Raw genomic sequence first — 18,725 nt, 5'->3', positions numbered from 1 at the left:
GCATAAAAATTTAATTTATTCAAAATTCAACATTTAAAAATTAAAATTATACAGTCTAATTTGCGTGTAAATGAGGGATTCTTATGGATGATATTATGATAAAAATAGACAATGTAACGTATGAATATACAACTAATGAAGATGAAGAGTTTGCAGCTCTTAAAGATGTTAGTATTGATATTAACAAAGGTGAATTTGTAGTTATACTAGGGCATAATGGTTCAGGAAAATCAACACTAGCAAAACTTATGAATGCACTGTTATTACCTACGAGAGGTAAAGTGTATGTTAATGGAATGGATACTACTGATGAACTAAAAATATGGGACATAAGGCAAACAGCAGGAATGGTATTCCAAAATCCTGATAACCAGTTAGTAGCTACTATAGTAGAGGAAGATGTTGCTTTTGGTCCAGAGAATCAAGGTATTGAACCTTCTGAAATAAGAAAAAGAGTAGATGATGCTTTAGGTATAGTTGAAATGAGTGAATATAAAAGTCATGCGCCACACTTATTATCTGGAGGCCAAAAACAAAGAATAGCTATTGCGGGAGTATTAGCTATGAAGCCAGAGTGTATTATTTTAGATGAGCCAACAGCTATGTTGGATCCGTCAGGAAGAAAAGAGGTAATTAAGACAATAAAAAAATTGAATATGGAAGAGAAAAAAACTATTGTTCATATCACTCACTATATGGATGAAGCAGTTGAAGCAGATAGAATAATAGTTATGGAAGCGGGGCAAATTGTATTACAAGGAACTCCGAAAGAGGTATTTAAAAATGTTGAACAGATAAAGAGTTTAGGACTTGATGTTCCACAAGTGACTGAGCTTGTGTATAAACTTAAAAAAGAAGGAATCGAGTTACCTGATGATATATTAACTGTTGAGGAATTGGTGATGCTATTATGACAATTAGAATTGAAGGGTTGACATATATATATAATGAAAATACACCTTTTGAAAAAAAAGCCTTAGATGATATAAACCTTCAGATAGATAATGGAGAATTCATAGGATTAATAGGGCATACAGGCTCTGGTAAATCTACTTTAATACAGCATTTAAACGGTTTATTGAAGCCCAACTTTGGTAAAATTGAAATAGATGGTGTAGACATTACTGCTAAAAATATGAACTTAAAAACTATTAGACAAAAAGTTGGATTAGTTTTTCAATATCCTGAACACCAATTATTTGAAGAAACTATATATAAAGATATAGCTTTTGGTCCACAAAACCTAGGGTTGTCACAAGAGGAAGTAGATTGCAGAGTAAAAGAAGCAATGGACCTTGTTGGACTGGATTTTGATACCAACAAAGATAGATCACCATTTGAGCTTAGTGGCGGACAAAAAAGAAGAGTTGCAATTGCAGGTGTTTTAGCTATGAAGCCTCAAGTACTTATATTGGACGAACCTACAGCAGGATTAGATCCTAGAGGTAGAGATGATATATTAAACCAGTTACAAAGCTTGTATCAAAAGAATAATATGACTATTATCTTAGTATCTCATAGTATGGAGGATATTGCTAGGCTAGTTAATAGAATTATAGTAATGCATAGAGGAAAGGTCGCAATAATAGGCACTCCTAGAGATGTTTTTAAGAAAGCTGATATACTTGAGAGCCTTGGATTAGGAGTACCACAGATAACATACTTTATGAAAGCTTTTAAGGGGAAAGGACATGATATTAAAGAAGATGTTCTAACTGTGGATGAAGCTAAGGAAGAGCTATTAAATTATTTAAGGAGAAATAGAGATGCTTAAGAATATAACAATTGGTCAATATTTTCCAGGTGAAACTACAATACACAAGCTTGATCCAAGAGTGAAAATATCAGCAACCTTTATTTTTATTATTTCACTATTTTTCATAAATAGCTTTATTCCATATATATTTGTTTTAGGGTATATATTATCATCCATCAAGCTTTCAAATGTCCCAGTAAAATATGTACTAAAAGGATTAAAGCCATTGATGTTTATAATTGGAATAACATTTTTAATTAATGTTTTTATGACTAAGGGAGAAATAATACACGAAATTGGACCTTTAACTATAACAAAAGAAGGACTCATACAAGCTACATTTATGGCATTAAGGCTTATATTCTTGATAATAGGAACTTCGCTTCTTACACTTACCACTTCACCTATATCGTTAACGGATGGTATAGAAAGACTACTTAAGCCACTTAAGGTGATAGGAGTTCCAGCCCATGAGCTTGCAATGATGATGACAATAGCTTTGAGATTTATACCCACATTATTAGAGGAAACAGATAAAATAATGAAAGCACAGATGGCAAGAGGAGCAGATTTTGAAAGTGGAAACATAATGAATAGAGCTAAAAGCTTGGTTCCATTACTAGTACCACTGTTTGTAAGTGCATTTAGACGTGCTGACGAGTTAGCTATGGCTATGGAAGCTAGATGTTATCGAGGTGGAGAAAACAGAACTAGGATGAAGCAGCTTAAGTATGAAAGAAGAGATTTATTTGCTATGAGTATAACATTATTGCTATTAGCAATAATAATACTATACAGATTCATATAAGAGGTATTCTATGAGAAATATAAAACTTTTAATAGAGTATGATGGAAGTAAATATTATGGTTGGCAGAAGCAACCTAAAACCTTGACTGTTCAAGAAAATATAGAACTTGCTATAAATAAAACAACTAATGAGAATGTCACTTTGTTTGGATCTGGTAGAACTGATAAAGGAGTTCATGCTAGAGGACAAGTTGCCAATTTTCATACAAACTCTAGAATACCAGCGAACAAGTTTAGAGATGCGTTAAATTGTGTTCTACCGGATGATATTAGCATTAGGTTATCGGAAGAAGTTGACGAATCATTTCATTCCAGATATAGTGCATTAGGTAAAGAATATAGATATCTTATTTATAATAATAAGATTAGAAGCCCAATTTATAGAAATTATAGTTATCATGTACCTTTTAATCTTGATATGAAATTAATGAAAGAAGCCGCTAGAACTTTTGCTGGAACTCATGATTTTAAGGCTTTTATGTCGTCAGGAAGCGCAGTTAAAAATACAGTTAGAACTATTCATAATATATCATTAGAAAAAGATAGAGATATGATAGAGTTAAAAGTGTCAGGTAATGGTTTCCTATATAACATGGTTAGGATTATGACTGGTACTTTGATTGAAATAGGAAATGAAAGAATAGATTGTAATAATGTATGTGACATAATTGAATCGAAAGATAGAACTAAAGCAGGTCATACTGCCCCAGCACAAGGACTTTATCTTGAAAAAGTTCTTTATTAATTATGTTTGACTGATATTTATATAATTTACTTTATTAGTCTCAAAACATCTTGACACACTTGGATCAATGTATTACAATATATAGGTGTGTTAGAGAAAAAAATCCACTAGCCCCGGATTTTTTATATAAACTCATGACTCATCGGTGGATAAGGAGGGAAAAAGATGAAAAGCTATGTAGCTAAACCACATGAAATTGAAAGAAAATGGTATGTTATTGATGCAGAAGGAAAAACATTAGGTAGACTTTCGACTGAAATTGCAAAAATATTAACTGGAAAAAATAAACCAATTTATACTCCTCATGTTGATACAGGTGACCACGTAATCGTTGTAAATGCTGACAAGGTTGTATTAACTGGTAACAAACTTGAACAAAAGATGTATAGATATCATACAGGATATGCTGGAGGACTTAAAGAAATTCCTTATAAAAAGCTAATGGTTAGTAAACCAGCGGAAGCTATTAAACATGCAGTTAAAGGTATGCTTCCAAAGAATAGTTTAGGAAGAGCTATGTATAAGAAATTAAATGTATATAGCGGTGCAGAACATAAACATCAAGCTCAAAAACCTGAAGTTTATGAAATATAGTTTTCAGGAAGGGAGGACTGTAAATGGCTAAGGTTCAATATTATGGAACTGGTAGAAGAAAAAAAGCTATCGCAAGAGTTAGATTATTACCTGGTTCAGGTAACATTACTATAAATAAAAGAAGTTTAGAAGAATATTTTGATTATGAAACATTAAGAGTGGTTGTTAGAGAACCTTTAACAATTACTGATACACTTGATAAATATGATGCTATAGTAACAGTAAATGGTGGTGGTTCTACAGGTCAAGCTGGAGCAGTTAGACATGGTATATCTAGAGCTCTATTAAAGGCTGATGAAGAATTAAGACCAATACTTAAAAAAGCAGGCTTCTTAACAAGAGACCCAAGAATGAAAGAAAGAAAGAAATATGGTCTCAAAAAAGCAAGACGTGCACCACAATTCTCAAAGAGATAAAAAAACGCTGGGTTTCCCAGTGTTTTTTTTTATATTATAAGCATATCATAAATACAAGGAGGTGTTGAATATAAAAAAGCTAAAAACTTTATACATAATTATTGCAATGCTAATACTTATATCAGGATGCTCAAAAACAGATATAGACGATAAAAGAAATAGTAGCGAAGGGATAGATGGAAAAGATTTAGTATTAAAGAAAGAAATAGAAGCTGTGATAAAGAAACAGCTTTCAGCAATAGACGAAAACAACATTAAAGATTATTTAATAACTATCAATACTATAGAAAATGAATACATAGCAGAAAGAAAAAGTTGGTTTAGAGACATACAAATGAACAATATAACTGACTTAAATATAACAGTATTAGATATCAAAAGCACTAAGGAGAATGAAGTAATAGCAGATTTGGAGCAATCATATACCTTTAATAATAAGAAGCATAACATTAGTTTTCCCGTAAGATACATAAAAGTAGATAATAAATGGCTGGATTCAGATATTGCTTTTAATATACTAAAAACAGACCACTATATAATAAGATATCCCGATGGATTTAAAGAAAATGCATTATTAGCAGCAAAGGGTGCAGAGGAAGCATATCAAAATATGATTAATAGGATAGGGATAGAGCCAAGAGATAATACGGTTATAAAGCTATATCAAGATCATGAGCTATTACGACAATCAGTTAAGCTTTCTTTTGCATGGCAGTTTGCTGGTTGGTATGAATATCCCGAATCAATAAAAAGCAAGATATACGATACACAGCAGGATTATAGAGAAGTAATAGAACATGAGCTTACTCATAAGATAACTATAGGAGCTGCAAACAATAACCTGCCATATTGGTTTGCGGAAGGGCTTGCTATGTACTACACTGAATTTTATGATTATGATATAAATAACCTGAATGGGAAAATACTAAAAGAAATGTGGAGTATGAAAGAACTTGAGGGAAAGAATTTAGAAGCAATGACAGATAATACTTTAATAAATAGATATTATAACTCTTCAGGTCTAATAGTTCAGTTTATAGCTCAAGAATTTGGCAAACAAAAACTGAATGAAATAGTCCTAAAGCTAGGCGAATATTCATATATTGAAGGAACGGGATTAGAAACTGATAAGACATCAATAGAAAGGTTTCATAAGGTTGTTAGTAAAGTACTAGGAATAAGTGTAGAGAGATTAGATAAAAGATATATTGAAAATATTAGAAGAAATCAATAAAAAAACTAAACTATTGCATAGACTTTAACGATACGACTTGGCTCAGGTGTAGTTTTATCTAAACTTGGACCAGTCGTATTAATTTTTTTGTTCTGTTCCATAGCATTTTGTAATAAAGACAAATAGATGGAAAATAGTATATTATATGCAGATTATTGATGGAGGTATCTTTATGAGAATAATAGTAATAAGAAAACAAGTACTACTTATGATACCATTAGTTATAATATGTATGCTTTTTTGGTATATTGTAAAAGATGAAGCGGTAACGACAATGTACTTACCAATAACAAATAAAATTATAGCCATTGATGCAGGTCATGGAGGAATAGACCCTGGTGCAATAGGAAAACAAGGGAAGATGGAAGACGACATAAATCTAGATATTGCACTAAAGCTCAGAAGGCTGATAGAGCAAAATGGAGGTATTGTCATATTAACCAGAGATAAAGATGAAGGACTTTATACAGAAAACTCTCCTACAATTAGAGCAAAAAAGAACGAAGACTTGAGAAATAGAAAGATTTTAATAAATGAAAGTGAGCCTGATGTATTTCTATCAATTCATCTTAATAGTTTTCCACAGTCACAGTACTATGGTGCCCAGGCCTTTTACAAAAAAGGATGTGAAGAAAGTAAGAAACTTGCCTTTTTAGTACAGGAGGAGCTAAGAAATGTTTTAGATAAAGATAATAAGAGAGTTCCACAGCCAAGAGACAGTATATATATAATCAGGGAAGTTTCAGTACCATCTGTCTTGATAGAATGCGGTTTTCTTTCTAATCCAAAAGAAGAAAAACTACTAAACGATCCTAAGTATCAGGAAAAGGTAGCCTGGAGCATATACATAGGGATAATAAGATATTTTGATGAACTTGAGAGCAGATAGATGCAAAAAAGTTGTTAATAACTTAATGTGGATAACTTAAAATTATGTGGAAAAATTGAACTTATGTAAAGTAATATAAATCAAAGGATGTTAAATGCATGAATTGACGTTTACATAAATTATCCACTATGAAATGTGGATAATGTGGATAACGTGGATTAAATAGTTGAAAAGCATCATAGTAACGAAAAAGATATGGATATACGATAGAATTAATAATATAATAACTATTATAGCTTTAAAAAAGCATTCGTTTTAGAGGAGGGTGAATTTGAAAAATAAGAACAGAATAAGTTATAAAGCGAACTCTAGATTCTTATTGCTATCTATCTTAGGAGTTATAATATCAGCAGGATTTTTAATAGTATTTCTCAAATTTGCAAATCAAGTAATGATAAGTACAGGTGGTATTTATTTTGATGAAAAAGTTATATCATCAATACATAAAGGTATTAAACCTAATATAAAAAATATCATGGTTATAATAAGCTTTTTAGGTTCAGTAAGCTTTTATTTTCTAATAGCTCCTTTTTTAATATGGCATCTAGTAAAAAATAAGCATCATATTGAGTTATTAGCCTTATTAACATCGATTTTAGGAAGCTATGGTTTAAATGCAACTCTTAAGAATTATTTTGAAAGGATAAGGCCAGAGGCATACTTTCTAGTGGAACAGGGAGGGTTTAGCTTTCCAAGTGGTCATGCAATGATTGCTATGAGCTTTTATGGAATGGCAACTTATCTTCTTGTAAGAAATAAAAAATGGGATATAAAAAAGATTTCTTTATGGATTCTTACAATTGTGTTTATAGGACTAATGGGATTTAGCAGAATATATCTTGGAGTACATTGGCCTACAGACGTCATAGCAGGATTTGGAGGAGGATTCATATGGCTGTATTTCTGTATAATTGGAGTTGAGATTGCACATAGGAAACTATAGAAGATACTCATTATATAAGAATAATATTGAATGAATAATAAAGAAAAAATATTAGAAGCTATATTCTAATATTTTTTCTTTTATCTAATATTTTTTATTATATATCAATATTTTTCCTTTCAAGTCTGGTGTTTACATATTTTTGAAGCATTGTTTTTATTACTGCAGCTATAGGCACTGCTAAAAGCATACCCATTACTCCAAATAGTCCTCCACCGATGATGATTGCAGATATTATCCAAAATGGCTTTACACCCACTTGAGTACCTAAGATTTTTGGACCAAGGTATAAACCATCAAACTGCTGAAGCGCAAGTATGAAAATGAATACCCAAAAAGCTTTGATAGGGCTATAGAACAATGTGATAATAACAGCTGGTATCATCCCGATAAAAGGTCCAAAGTAAGGTATCATATTTGTAACAAACACTATTGTGCTTATTATCAATGGATATGGTGTATTTAATATTAATGTACCTATAAAACACAATACACCTATGATAAGAGAGTCAATAAGCTTACCAATTAAATACTTTGAAAAAACTATATTTGATTCAGCACCTATGTTTATCAAGTTATCAGCTTTTTCAGTATTACAAACTGCATATACAAGTCTTTTGGCCTGCTTGATAAAGATTTCTTTATCTTTTAATAAATAAATTGATATCACTACTCCAAGACCAAAGTCAACAAAGGTAGAAGTAATAGCAGATGTAATATCTATAACTTGAACTATAGTTTTATTTATTATAGGGTTAAGAGTACTACTAAGCTGGTCTAGGATATTATTGAAGTTTTCTTGTAAATAGTCTGTTATACCTAGCCTATCTAGTAGCTTGATATTAACTGTATTAGAGTCTAGCATATTTTCAGTTGCAGTAATAAAACCAGGTATTTCATTTAATAGATTTCTAAAGCTAACGACTATTTTCGGTGCAAAAATAGTGATTATTAACACAATAATACAAAGCATTAAAATGTATACTATAAGAATGCTAAAAATTCTTTTCAGCTTAAACTTTTTTTCAATACTTACAAGTAAAGGATTAAGTAAGTATGCTATAATAAATGCCCAGACAAATGGACTTAGTATCTTTGTAAATGGACTTAAAGAATCAGGGTCATTTATAAATCTAAATAATAGTATTGAAATAATAATAAGAGGAAGTAGGTTGAAATAGTTGAATTTCCTTTTTATGATGAATCACTCCTTTTCATTTGTATTTTAATTATATCATCTAAAGACTGAGAAGTGATAATTAAATATTTTCACGCTTTTTTTCTACTTGCATATTTTAATAGTATACAAATTTTTTAAGGAGGGATCGAAGTGGGAATTGAGTTAAATGCACTGCATCTAATCTATGTAATATTTATGGTTCTCATACTAGCTTTTATGATAATGAAAAGAGATACATCTTTAGTATGAGATAATGTAAATTGTGTCTATACGTTCCATTCGATTTTGATACTATCTTTATAGAGAATAATGTGTTTTGTAATATCTCCTATTATTCTTCTTTTTTGTTCAAAAGTAGCTCTATTCCATATATTAACAAAATTAGATTTATACTCTAATAATTCTTGAGACTTTATGTTAATAGTCTTTGGTGTTTTAGATAATTCTTTATTTAGCTCATTATTCAATATTATTTTTTGATTTTCTAAAAGCTTCAATGTAGAGACAACTTTTTCAGATGTAAAATTTTGATGTATATATAAATGCAAGATTTTATCTATTTGCTTATCTATTTTTGCAATCTGTTTCTTTATGCTACTAACATTTATATCTTGAATATGGCTTTCAGTCTGCTTATCATATATTGATGTTAGCATGCTTTCATCTACTTCATGCTTTTTTAGCTCGTCTAAAAACCATTCTTCAACTAAGTCCATTTTTATGCGTTTAGAAGGACAGTTTAGATCCTTTATCATATGCTTAGGACTCTTTATTATTGAATAGCATCCATAAAAAAAGTACTTGGAATTATTGTTGCCATTATGCGACCAAGCAGCTTTGATTCTTGCACCACAATATCCACAGGTCATCATAGAGCCTAGTAAAAACTTGGATTCGTGAACGTAGCGCTTACTCCTTTTCTTAAGTAGCTTTTGAGTATTTTCAAACAACTCTTCTCTGATTATTGGTTCATGATTTCCTTTATATATATTTCCGCTAAAAGTAACAAAGCCTTTATAGATTGGATTTTGAAGAATACGTTTTATAGCATTAGAACTCCAGCTACGTCCATTATTCTTTATGTATCCTTTTTTATTTAATCTATCAGCTATAGATGTATATCCTAGACCTGTATTATACAGTTTGAAGATTTCTTTTACTTGTAATGCCTCGTAGTCATCGATAACAAGCTCATTTGTTCCAGGTATATACTTGTATCCAGTGGCTGTAATACCACCCCCATGCCATAACCCATTTTTTACTCTTTTTTCTTTTCCTAGTCTGCTTCTTTCTTTTATAGCTTCTCTTTCTAGCTGAGCAAATACAGAAAGCATACCTATCATTGCACGTCCGAAAGAGGACGTGGTGTCAAATGCTTCAGTCAAGCTTACAAAATCAACGCCATTAGTAAGAAAATGATTTTCTATAAGTGTCAGCGTATCAATTTGGCTTCTAGATAGTCTGTCTAATTTATATACCAATACTATATCTATTTTGGATAGGATAGATAGTAATGCATGTAAAGCAGGTCTATCTAGATTAGACCCTGAGTATCCGCCATCTATGTATATATCATATATTGACCAGCTTTTAGCGTCACAGTAGCTTATTAGTTTATCCTTTTGAGCTTCTATAGAATATCCCTCTTTAGCTTGTTCTTGAGTAGAAACTCTAATATATATAGCTACCTTTTTCATTAAACCACCTCGATATTACTATATATGCAGTTATAAAATTAATAAGAATGCATATAAGGTGATTAATTATGATTTGTTAAAGGAATTGAAAAGAATATATAGAAATATATAGATAATCAACATGAGAACTTTAAATTGAGTATAAATATAATACAACATTTAAGTCTCTTATCAGAGTTTTTAGTTTATTTTAAAGGGGGAATATATTGTGAATGAGGTAATAAGAGTAATAAGTCAAAGAACATCCTTAAGGAAATATAATTCTAAAGAAATTTCGAAGGACCATTTAGACACAATAATAGAAGGAGCAATGAGAGCACCTACAGCAGGTAATGCTATGTTTTATTCAATACTAGTAATAAAGGATCAGGAAACAAAAAACATTCTTAGTAAAACATGTGATAACCAACCATTTATAGCAGGTGCACCAGTTGTGCTTGTATTTTTAGCTGATGTGCAGCGATGGTATGATTATTATGAGTGTTGTAATGTAAAAGAATACTGTGAGAAAAATGAAATTGAATATAATGGACCTGGGAAAGCAGATTTTTTACTTGCATGCGATGATGCAATAATAGCTGCTCAAAATGCTGTGATTACAGCTGAATCACTTGGTATAGGCTCCTGTTATATTGGGGATGTAATGGAAAACTATGAAAAACATAGAGAACTATTAGAACTGCCAGAGTATGCATTTCCTATATGTATGTTGACATTAGGCTATTATCCTGAGGGGTATGATGCGAAGCCTAGACCAAGATTTGAAAGAAAATATATTGTTTTTGACGAGAAGTATAGAAAATTAAATGATGATGAACTAAAGGATATGTTTAAAGAAAGAGAAAAAATGGTACCAAAAGATAATAAATTTAATGCAGAAAACTTCGGACAAATTTTCTATGCTAGAAAAACAGGTTCAGACTTTATGTACGAAATGGAAAGGTCTATAAATGCAGCATTAGAGAATTGGAATAATAATAAGCTATAGACATTAGGTTAGGGAGGAAAAATCAAATGACAAATAAGATAAAAAGAGTGTGTGTTTTTTGTGGATCAAGCTTTGGGAAGAATGAAGCCTATAGAAAGAAAGCACAAGGACTAGGTAAATACCTCGTTTCAAAAGGGATAGAGCTTGTATATGGCGGTGGAAACGTAGGACTAATGGGTGAGCTTGCACGTACAGTACTAGAAAATGGTGGTAGAGTTACTGGTGTGATTCCGAAGAAAATTTATGAAAAGGTTGAGCATGTAGAGTTGACTGAGCTACACATAGTTGATGGAATGCATGAAAGAAAGGCTAAAATGTATGAGCTAGCAGACGGGTTTATAGCTTTGCCTGGTGGTATAGGAACTATAGAGGAGTTATCTGAGGTATTTACATGGTATCAGTTAGGATATCATAAAAAACCAATAGGCATACTCAATATTAATAACTTTTATGAAATGTTTAATGCTTTCTTAGAGCACATGGTTGAAGAGGGATTTATTAAGGAAGAGCATAGAAATGTAATGTTAATTGATGAAGCACCTGATAAGCTAATAGAAAAAATGCTGAGTCATAAAATTGTCAGCATGGACAAGTGGATCAAATAGACACAAATTACGTTACTATGTATTATCGGTATATTTATATTAGGACTTATTGCAACTAGCTCATTATACCAATCTGTCATAGGGATATTTAACAGCTTCATATATGCTATTACAGAGCTGCTAGGAACGATACTTATAATATCAATTATTGTAGCTATGAGTAACGTACTATCCAAAACAGGAGTTAATGAAGTAATGATATTACCCTTTACAAAACTCATCAAAACTCCTACACTGGCTTACTGGATAATAGGGATACTAATGATGGTTATATCATGGTTTTTCTGGCCTTCACCTGCAGTGGCTCTTATGGGAGCAGTACTGTTACCTGTCGCTATAAGAGTAGGTCTTCCTGCAATAGGTGTTGCTGTGGCAATGAATTTATTTGGTCATGGCATAGCACTCTCTAGTGATTTTGTTATTCAAGGAGCGCCTAAACTTACAGCTGATGCAGCAGGAATACCAGTTGCAGATGTTGTATCCGCAAGTGTACCTTTAGTATTTACTATGGGCATTGTAACTACCATAATTGCTTTCTGGCTCTTAAGACGTGATATGAAGAAAGGATTGCTTAAAGCTGATAGTTTAGGTGCATATGATCAGAAAAAAGAAACGGATAAGGAAAAAGCTGAATCTAAAAAGACATTATCACCAAAAACTAAAAAAACATTAGCTATAGTAGTACCAATTTTATTTATAGTAGACGTAGTAATAATGTATATTGCAAAGCTTCAAGGTGGAGATGCAACAGCATTAATAGGAGGAACAGCAGTATTCATACTTATACTACTTTCATTACTACAGCATAAGAATAGAGGACTAGAAGAAATAACATCATATCTAATAGAGGGATTCCATTTTGGATTTAAAGTGTTTGGGCCTGTTATACCTATAGCAGCATTCTTTTATCTAGGAGATTCAGGGTTTATAAGCATATTTGGCGAAGTACTTCCATCAGGCTCACATGGAATAGTAAATGACCTAGGAGTAGCTTTAGCAAATACAGTGCCATTAAATGCAGGAATAGGATCCATAACATTAACTGCAGTAGGTGCAATAACTGGTCTTGATGGTTCAGGTTTTTCTGGTATATCACTTGCTGGGTCTGTAGCTCGTTTGTTTTCAGCTTCCATAGGCTATGGGACTGCTACGTTAACTGCATTGGGTCAGATTGCAGGTATATGGGTTGGTGGAGGAACTTTAGTGCCATGGGCATTAATTCCTGCTGCTGCTATATGTGGTGTTGATCCATTTGATCTAGCACGGAGAAATCTAGTACCTGTTGTTATTGGGCTAGTTGTTACGACGGTATTAGCAATATTTTTGATATGATATGAAATAAGTAATACTTCTTTAGCTTCATTTTTAAAAATATAGTATTAAGCCTCTTTGCATTTTATTTTATATAATGAAAAGAGGCTTTTATATATTTTAAGCATTTATTTAGAAAAAGTAGTATAATAATTTTGGAGTAAAATATTGACTAACTGTAAGGGGGACAATACAGATGAGTATTTTTGAGATAATTATGCTTCTATGTTTTGGATTTGCATGGCCATTTTCAATCTACAAGTCATATAAATCTAAATCTGTAGGAGGGAAAAGCTTATTATTTTTAATTGTAATACTTTTTGGTTATGCAGCAGGAATATTGAACAAAATATTCTATAGCTTTGATAATGTAATATATTTATATATGCTTAATATGGGAATGGTTACAATAGACATGTTGTTATATATAAGAAATCAAAAGCTAAGTATGACTTCAAATACTGAAAACTGAAAGCAATAATACATATTATAAGAGCAATTAAGTACAATAATGTGAAGGATATATAAGAATATATTGGAGGTATTATAATGGATGTACAACTTAAGTCATACAAAAAGGACTTTGATTACTCATACTCTCTGGGAGTATTCCCAACACTAGAGCTTCTTAACTTTCAAGCACATAAAGTTATAAAAGTAGTTATTAGCCAAAACGGTATGGAGAACCAAGGCGTCATAAAAATATTAGATATATGTAAAAAGAAAAATATAGAAATTCAGATAAATGATAAAGCAATAAATAGAATAAGCAAGAAGGAAAACTGCTATGCAATAGGAGTATTCAAAAAGTATGATATTAAACTAAGTGAATTTAATAATCATGTAGTTCTAGTAAATCCTAGTGATATGGGTAACTTAGGTACAATAATAAGAACAATAATGGGCTTTGGCATAAGGGAACTAGCTATTGTAAGACCAGCAGTAGATATATATGATCCTAAAGTAATCAGATCATCTATGGGAGCTGTTTTTAAACTTTCATTTCAGTATTTTGATAGTTTTAATGATTATATGAACTTATTTAATCATGATATATACACATTTATGCTTAATGCCAAAGAGTCTTTGCCTACTGTAAAACCAAATGAACTTACACCATTTTCTCTAGTGTTTGGGAATGAAGGAAGCGGATTAAGTGATGATTTTTTAGACATAGGAACAAGTGTCATTATACCTCATAACAATGAAATAGATTCATTGAATCTATCTCTAGCAGTAGGTATAGCATCGTACGAGTTTACTAAAAATACAATAAGATAGAATCAAAAAGAGAGACAAATAGTTGCCTCTCTTTTTTAATATAAATAATATTTTATTCTTCTATCACTCTAATAGCTCCTCTAAATCTTCGTTTCCAGTGACGTTCAAGCTTGCTTACTAATAAACCTCTTTTAGGAGACATATGAACAAATTCTCCTTCGTTTATCATTATACCAGTGTGAGTAATAACATCATGATTTATGACAAAATAAACCAAATCCAGTGGCTGAAGAGATTCTAGACTCACTTCTTTACGATTTAAGCTTTTAATGCCTCTTATGTATCTTTCAGGGTCAGCTTTGTACCAATCTTTCTCAACTAGTTTACCATCATCACTAGGTATATCTACCCCGAATTCCTTATAAAAAAGTATCACAAATCCTAGGCAATCAATACCTTCCTCTAAAGTACGACCATTGTGGACAAATCTAGCATGTCTAAATCTCCTTATAAGCTGTTGTATTTTATTTTGAATATTATCATTCATAAAAAAATATCCCTCCATATAAAGTAAAATAAAAACAAAGATTTATTTATACTATAATATGATTTAAAACAGAAAAGGTGAGGAAAATCATATGATACTATTTGGAAATTCTATAGAATAAAGGAAATGTATAGAAAAAAATTATTGTTAAAAATTCTTCAATTTTAATATAATCATATTGGAATAATTAGAACTGGAGGGAGATAAATGAAGAACAACAAATGGTTAATTGTTGGTTCAGGAGCATTAGTGGGTGTTTTAGCAGCATTATTAGTTAAGTTTGGAAACCCTGTTAACATGGGTGTTTGTGTAGCTTGTTTCTATAGGGATATTGCAGGAGCATTAGGGTTACACAGAGCTGCAGTAGTGCAATACATTCGTCCTGAGATCCCAGGATTTATTTTAGGTGCTTTTATTATTGCAAAATTTAAGGGCGAATTTAAAGCAAGAGGAGGTTCATCTCCTATTTTAAGATTTATATTAGGATTTTTCTTGATGATTGGAGCATTAGTATTTTTAGGATGTCCACTAAGAATGATATTAAGGCTCGCAAATGGCGATTTGAATGCATTAGTAGGAGTAGTTGGATACATAGCAGGTATTTTGATAGCTATACAATTCCTAAAGAGAGGATTTACTTTGGGTAGAAGTGTAAAGCAAACACAAGCAGCTGGATATACGATGCCAACTATAGCTATTGTACTATTAGTGCTACTAATAGTAGGACCTAGCTTTATTCTATTTAGCCAAGAGGGACCTGGCTCAATGGCAGCTCCTATAGCGATATCATTAATAGCTGGTTTATTAGTTGGTGGGGTACTTCAAAGAACTAGACTATGTACAGCTGGTGGATTTAGAGATGCATTTTTAATAAAAGATTTCCATTTTTTATGGGGACTAATAGGTATTTTTGTTTTTGCACTATTGGGTAATTTGATCTTTAACTTTGAAACCTTCAAAATAGGCTTTGAAGGCCAACCTATAGCTCATGCAGATCATGTTTGGAACTTTTTAGGTATGGCATTAGTTGGATTAACTGCAGTATTATTAGGAGGATGTCCTCTTAGACAAACAATACTAGCTGGAGAAGGCGATACAGATGCAGCAGTTACTATATTAGGACTTATAGTTGGAGCTGCGTTTGCACATAACTTTGGATTAGCAGCAAGTCCAAAAGGAGTGCCTGCAAATGGTAAAATTGCTGTAATAATAGGGTTCATTGCTGTTATTGCTATAGCAGTATCTGTTATTTCAAGTGTAAATAAAAACAGAAAAGTACTTATTCAAAAAGAGGGAGGTCAAGCTAATGTCTAATATAGTTGATGCTAGAGGAAGATCTTGTCCCGAACCAGTTATTATGACTAAAAGAGCTATGGAAGAAAATAATTCAGATGTATTAGAAGTGCTAGTTGATGCAATGGTTGCAGTTGAGAATATAAAAAGATATGCAACTGGCCAAGGATTAAAGGTTGATGTAAAAGAAAATGAAGATGATTTTTGTTTAACTATTAGAAAATAGGTGAGATAATTGAATCAGTACTATTGTATAGTGACATTTCATACAACAAATCATGCATTAAACTTTGAAAAAGAATTAAAGCAGCAAAATATAAACGTAAAATTAATGCCTGTTCCAAGACAAGTTAGCTCAAGTTGTGGAACAGCAGCAGAATTTCCATGTGAAATGCAAGATGATATTTTAGATATCTGTAATAAATTTCATATAGAAATCGACGAAGTTCATAAGATAGAAAATAAAAAGAATAACACTTGGTTTTCAAAGTTTCTTAAATCCAAGGAATAATAATAGCTTTGTTGACATACTGAATTAGTGTATAATATAATCAAGTTAAAAATATGCTCCGAGTCTGTAACACCTAATGTATTGTACTATGGAAACAGACCGATAGGGTATTGTTAGAAATGATGATGCCTCCCTAAGTGGAAAGGAGAAATAGCTTGATTATATAAAACTTGCTTATTATTATGCTACTATAAATCATACTGCTCTTTCCGCTGAAGAAAGAGCAGTTTTATTTTTAAAAATGGAGGTAGATGATTTGAAAAAAAGAAACTTATTTTTAATTATTTTTCTATTAGTGATTAGCTTGACAGCCTGTTCTCAAAGCTCAGCAGGAAACGGAAATAAAGGTGAAGGTAGAGAAATTGAGGATTATACTGTGAAAGTAATGTTAAACGAAAAGCTCATGAAGAGTTATACAATAGAAGATATAAATGCGATGGATAAAAAAACTATGGAAGCAGAAGGAAAGACAGAAGAAGGACCATCAGTGTTAGATGTTCTTAAAGATTCAGGGATAAATGACTTTTCAAATATAACATTTGTAGGAGCATGGAGGACAGAGGCAGATTTATCTAGAGAGCAAGTAGATGAAGAAACTTTACTTGATATTACAAATCATGGCACTGTTAAGCTAGCTACACACGCGATTTCTAAAAAAGATTGGGTTAAAGATATAATCAAGATTGTTGTAGAGGAGTGATAATGTGTTGATTTACATAGCAATTGATGATACAGATAACCTTAATACAAGAGGAACAGGATATAGAGCTCGTATGTTAGCAAAAGAGCTTAGTGACAATAATTGGGGGGAGATAACTGGGATTACTAGGCATCAGCTTTTTGTTTCCAAAGACATACCGTATACTTCTCACAATAGTTCCCTTTGCATAGGCTTGTATAATGAATACTGTGACATGGACGAGCTAATAAAGCTTTGCAGTGAATTTTTAATAAGAGAGTGTGCAGAAGGTTCTGATCCAGGACTTTGTATATCAGAAAGTATAGAAATTACTGATGAAATAATAGCATTTGGAAATAGTGCAAAATGTGAAGTACTGAAACAGCAAAAAGCTGCTTATCTAGCAGAAAAATTTGATATCCATCTATCAGGTCATGGAGGTACAAATGACGGTATAATCGGCGCACTTGCAGCTGTAGGGTTAAGAAAATCAGGTAATGATGGAAGATTTGTATGGCTAAAAGGTATTAGAGACATGGAAGGAGTCTATTCAGCTAGAGAAATATTAGAAAAGAGTGGTGTTGAACGTATTGTGACAGAAGATGGGCTTTCACCAGAGATGGATGATATGGTTGATGTAGGAGACTGGTTCAGACCTGTTATGTTAAAGGGCGTACCTACACTGTTAGTATCAAAAGTCTCAGATACTAAAGGGGAGTGGAGAATTCTTGAAAGAAGTAGGATTAAAGAGAGATATTAAGTATTTATGGGGATTATCACTTAAAGAGACAATAGCAGTTACATTTTGTGGAGCTCTTATTGCAATTTCAAAGTTAATAATAAAGATACCATTAAATATCCCAGGGCACTCAGGTGCGATATGGATGGCAATACTCATGTTTTGCTGCTTAAGATATAACAAGGGCATGTCAGGAATATTAGCAGGGACAATAGCAGGAATATTAGCAGTAATGTTTGGATTAGGAAAAGAAGGTCCTTTTGTATTTTTTAAGTATTTTCTTCCTGGTGTAACTGTTGATTTGATATTTTGCTTTGTATCACATAAGTCTAGAAAGCTGTTATTAGTAGGTGTAGTTGCTGCTTTTGCACACTGGACAAAGTTATTAGTAAACTATATATTAGGAATAATATTTGATTTACCTAGAGGTTTTCTATTATTAGGAATTAAGATAGCAACAGTTAATCATCTGGTGTTTGGCTTTATTGGTGGAGTTATAGCTTATTTTATTTATGAAAGAATTAAATTACATGATAGAACTAACAGTCAGTAGCATTTACAGTAGCTAG

The 18,725-nt window shown here is 31.8% G+C and carries 23 protein-coding genes and 1 riboswitch; of the genes, 20 read left to right on the top strand and 3 right to left on the bottom strand.

Annotated features, from left to right (window positions below; all coding sequences use genetic code 11):
* Nucleotides 1–95 precede the first annotated feature (95 nt).
* From HNR33_RS09615 to HNR33_RS09575, 9 genes are all read left to right on the top strand, one after another.
* Entirely contained in the window at nt 96–914 is an 819-nt protein-coding gene (locus HNR33_RS09615) for an energy-coupling factor transporter ATPase (RefSeq protein WP_429082988.1), read from the top strand.
* A complete protein-coding gene (locus tag HNR33_RS09610; RefSeq protein WP_429082804.1) occupies nt 911–1,774 on the top strand; it encodes an energy-coupling factor transporter ATPase in 864 nt (287 codons plus the stop codon). The genes HNR33_RS09615 and HNR33_RS09610 overlap by 4 nt, the downstream gene beginning before the upstream one ends.
* The gene (locus HNR33_RS09605; protein ID WP_429082802.1) at nt 1,767–2,564 is read left to right on the top strand and encodes an energy-coupling factor transporter transmembrane component T family protein; all 798 of its coding nucleotides are present in this window, start codon (nt 1,767–1,769) and stop codon (nt 2,562–2,564) included. The genes HNR33_RS09610 and HNR33_RS09605 overlap by 8 nt, the downstream gene beginning before the upstream one ends.
* Before the next feature lie 10 nt (nt 2,565–2,574).
* The gene (gene truA, locus HNR33_RS09600; protein WP_429082800.1) at nt 2,575–3,309 is read left to right on the top strand and encodes a tRNA pseudouridine(38-40) synthase TruA; all 735 of its coding nucleotides are present in this window, start codon (nt 2,575–2,577) and stop codon (nt 3,307–3,309) included.
* Between the two features lie 165 nt (nt 3,310–3,474).
* Nucleotides 3,475–3,903, top strand: a complete 429-nt coding sequence (gene rplM, locus HNR33_RS09595; protein ID WP_429082798.1) for a 50S ribosomal protein L13 — start codon at nt 3,475–3,477, stop codon at nt 3,901–3,903.
* Between the two features lie 23 nt (nt 3,904–3,926).
* Entirely contained in the window at nt 3,927–4,319 is a 393-nt protein-coding gene (gene rpsI, locus HNR33_RS09590) for a 30S ribosomal protein S9 (protein ID WP_429082797.1), read from the top strand.
* A 64-nt stretch (nt 4,320–4,383) separates the two neighbouring features.
* Entirely contained in the window at nt 4,384–5,553 is a 1,170-nt protein-coding gene (locus HNR33_RS09585) for a gluzincin family metallopeptidase (protein ID WP_429082795.1), read from the top strand.
* Between the two features lie 172 nt (nt 5,554–5,725).
* Nucleotides 5,726–6,442, top strand: a complete 717-nt coding sequence (gene cwlD, locus HNR33_RS09580) for an N-acetylmuramoyl-L-alanine amidase CwlD (protein ID WP_429082794.1) — start codon at nt 5,726–5,728, stop codon at nt 6,440–6,442.
* Nucleotides 6,443–6,713: 271 nt separating this feature from the next.
* Entirely contained in the window at nt 6,714–7,385 is a 672-nt protein-coding gene (locus HNR33_RS09575; protein ID WP_429082792.1) for a phosphatase PAP2 family protein, read from the top strand.
* A gap of 97 nt (nt 7,386–7,482) precedes the next feature.
* Here HNR33_RS09575 and HNR33_RS09570 read toward each other — a convergent pair whose 3' ends face one another.
* Both HNR33_RS09570 and HNR33_RS09560 read right to left on the bottom strand, forming a co-directional pair.
* Nucleotides 7,483–8,514 carry an AI-2E family transporter gene (locus HNR33_RS09570; protein WP_488167840.1) on the bottom strand — a complete coding sequence of 344 codons (1,032 nt, stop codon included), beginning with the start codon at nt 8,512–8,514 and terminating at the stop codon, nt 7,483–7,485.
* 317 nt (nt 8,515–8,831) lie between these two features.
* On the bottom strand, nt 8,832–10,262 hold the full coding sequence (locus HNR33_RS09560; RefSeq protein WP_429082789.1) for a recombinase family protein: 1,431 nt from the start codon (nt 10,260–10,262) through the stop codon (nt 8,832–8,834).
* A gap of 208 nt (nt 10,263–10,470) precedes the next feature.
* On the opposite strand from HNR33_RS09560, the gene HNR33_RS09555 reads away from it, so the two are divergent.
* The 5 genes from HNR33_RS09555 to HNR33_RS09535 all read left to right on the top strand — a co-directional run bounded on the left by HNR33_RS09555 (nt 10,471) and on the right by HNR33_RS09535 (nt 14,447).
* A complete protein-coding gene (locus tag HNR33_RS09555; RefSeq protein WP_429082787.1) occupies nt 10,471–11,250 on the top strand; it encodes a nitroreductase family protein in 780 nt (259 codons plus the stop codon).
* Between the two features lie 26 nt (nt 11,251–11,276).
* Nucleotides 11,277–11,855 carry an LOG family protein gene (locus tag HNR33_RS09550; RefSeq protein ID WP_429082785.1) on the top strand — a complete coding sequence of 193 codons (579 nt, stop codon included), beginning with the start codon at nt 11,277–11,279 and terminating at the stop codon, nt 11,853–11,855.
* A gap of 156 nt (nt 11,856–12,011) precedes the next feature.
* Entirely contained in the window at nt 12,012–13,187 is a 1,176-nt protein-coding gene (locus HNR33_RS09545; protein WP_429082783.1) for a hypothetical protein, read from the top strand.
* Between the two features lie 175 nt (nt 13,188–13,362).
* Nucleotides 13,363–13,638 carry a hypothetical protein gene (locus HNR33_RS09540; protein WP_429082781.1) on the top strand — a complete coding sequence of 92 codons (276 nt, stop codon included), beginning with the start codon at nt 13,363–13,365 and terminating at the stop codon, nt 13,636–13,638.
* Between the two features lie 77 nt (nt 13,639–13,715).
* On the top strand, nt 13,716–14,447 hold the full coding sequence (locus tag HNR33_RS09535) for a TrmH family RNA methyltransferase (RefSeq protein ID WP_429082780.1): 732 nt from the start codon (nt 13,716–13,718) through the stop codon (nt 14,445–14,447).
* A 52-nt stretch (nt 14,448–14,499) separates the two neighbouring features.
* On the opposite strand, the gene HNR33_RS09530 is transcribed toward HNR33_RS09535, so the two are convergent.
* Nucleotides 14,500–14,934: a C40 family peptidase gene (locus HNR33_RS09530; RefSeq protein WP_429082778.1), complete on the bottom strand. Its 435-nt coding sequence runs from the start codon at nt 14,932–14,934 to the stop codon at nt 14,500–14,502.
* A 207-nt stretch (nt 14,935–15,141) separates the two neighbouring features.
* Here HNR33_RS09530 and yedE point away from each other — a divergent pair, with 207 nt between their 5' ends.
* From yedE to HNR33_RS09500, 6 genes are all read left to right on the top strand, one after another.
* Nucleotides 15,142–16,248 carry a YedE family putative selenium transporter gene (gene yedE / locus HNR33_RS09525; RefSeq protein WP_429082776.1) on the top strand — a complete coding sequence of 369 codons (1,107 nt, stop codon included), beginning with the start codon at nt 15,142–15,144 and terminating at the stop codon, nt 16,246–16,248.
* Nucleotides 16,241–16,453 carry a sulfurtransferase TusA family protein gene (locus HNR33_RS09520; protein WP_429082774.1) on the top strand — a complete coding sequence of 71 codons (213 nt, stop codon included), beginning with the start codon at nt 16,241–16,243 and terminating at the stop codon, nt 16,451–16,453. The genes yedE and HNR33_RS09520 overlap by 8 nt, the downstream gene beginning before the upstream one ends.
* Nucleotides 16,454–16,462: 9 nt before the next feature.
* Nucleotides 16,463–16,738 carry a putative Se/S carrier protein gene (locus HNR33_RS09515; RefSeq protein WP_429082772.1) on the top strand — a complete coding sequence of 92 codons (276 nt, stop codon included), beginning with the start codon at nt 16,463–16,465 and terminating at the stop codon, nt 16,736–16,738.
* 44 nt (nt 16,739–16,782) lie between these two features.
* Nucleotides 16,783–16,902, top strand: a riboswitch (molybdenum cofactor riboswitch).
* Nucleotides 16,903–16,994: 92 nt separating this feature from the next.
* On the top strand, nt 16,995–17,438 hold the full coding sequence (locus HNR33_RS09510; RefSeq protein ID WP_429082771.1) for a hypothetical protein: 444 nt from the start codon (nt 16,995–16,997) through the stop codon (nt 17,436–17,438).
* 4 nt (nt 17,439–17,442) lie between these two features.
* Nucleotides 17,443–18,177, top strand: coding sequence for a hypothetical protein (locus tag HNR33_RS09505; RefSeq protein ID WP_429082769.1), 735 nt, complete (start codon nt 17,443–17,445; stop codon nt 18,175–18,177).
* On the top strand, nt 18,146–18,709 hold the full coding sequence (locus HNR33_RS09500) for a hypothetical protein (RefSeq protein WP_429082767.1): 564 nt from the start codon (nt 18,146–18,148) through the stop codon (nt 18,707–18,709). Before HNR33_RS09505 ends, HNR33_RS09500 begins: the two co-directional genes overlap by 32 nt.
* Nucleotides 18,710–18,725: the final 16 nt, after the last annotated feature.

Source organism: Brassicibacter mesophilus, from assembly GCF_050433385.1.
Lineage (GTDB): Bacteria > Bacillota > Clostridia > Tissierellales > Proteiniboraceae > Brassicibacter > Brassicibacter mesophilus.
Note: the sequence above shows the minus strand (reverse complement) of the source record. Positions and strands in the feature narration are given on the sequence as shown.

Coding starts and splice junctions, on each gene's coding strand:
- HNR33_RS09615 (WP_429082988.1), top strand. CDS start 96: ATGATAAAAATAGACAATGTAACGTATGAATATACAACTAATGAAGAT.
- HNR33_RS09610 (WP_429082804.1), top strand. CDS start 911: ATGACAATTAGAATTGAAGGGTTGACATATATATATAATGAAAATACA.
- HNR33_RS09605 (WP_429082802.1), top strand. CDS start 1,767: ATGCTTAAGAATATAACAATTGGTCAATATTTTCCAGGTGAAACTACA.
- truA (WP_429082800.1), top strand. CDS start 2,575: ATGAGAAATATAAAACTTTTAATAGAGTATGATGGAAGTAAATATTAT.
- rplM (WP_429082798.1), top strand. CDS start 3,475: ATGAAAAGCTATGTAGCTAAACCACATGAAATTGAAAGAAAATGGTAT.
- rpsI (WP_429082797.1), top strand. CDS start 3,927: ATGGCTAAGGTTCAATATTATGGAACTGGTAGAAGAAAAAAAGCTATC.
- cwlD (WP_429082794.1), top strand. CDS start 5,726: ATGAGAATAATAGTAATAAGAAAACAAGTACTACTTATGATACCATTA.
- HNR33_RS09560 (WP_429082789.1), bottom strand. CDS start 10,262: ATGAAAAAGGTAGCTATATATATTAGAGTTTCTACTCAAGAACAAGCT.
- HNR33_RS09550 (WP_429082785.1), top strand. CDS start 11,277: ATGACAAATAAGATAAAAAGAGTGTGTGTTTTTTGTGGATCAAGCTTT.
- HNR33_RS09545 (WP_429082783.1), top strand. CDS start 12,012: ATGAGTAACGTACTATCCAAAACAGGAGTTAATGAAGTAATGATATTA.
- HNR33_RS09540 (WP_429082781.1), top strand. CDS start 13,363: ATGAGTATTTTTGAGATAATTATGCTTCTATGTTTTGGATTTGCATGG.
- HNR33_RS09535 (WP_429082780.1), top strand. CDS start 13,716: ATGGATGTACAACTTAAGTCATACAAAAAGGACTTTGATTACTCATAC.
- HNR33_RS09530 (WP_429082778.1), bottom strand. CDS start 14,934: ATGAATGATAATATTCAAAATAAAATACAACAGCTTATAAGGAGATTT.
- yedE (WP_429082776.1), top strand. CDS start 15,142: ATGAAGAACAACAAATGGTTAATTGTTGGTTCAGGAGCATTAGTGGGT.
- HNR33_RS09520 (WP_429082774.1), top strand. CDS start 16,241: ATGTCTAATATAGTTGATGCTAGAGGAAGATCTTGTCCCGAACCAGTT.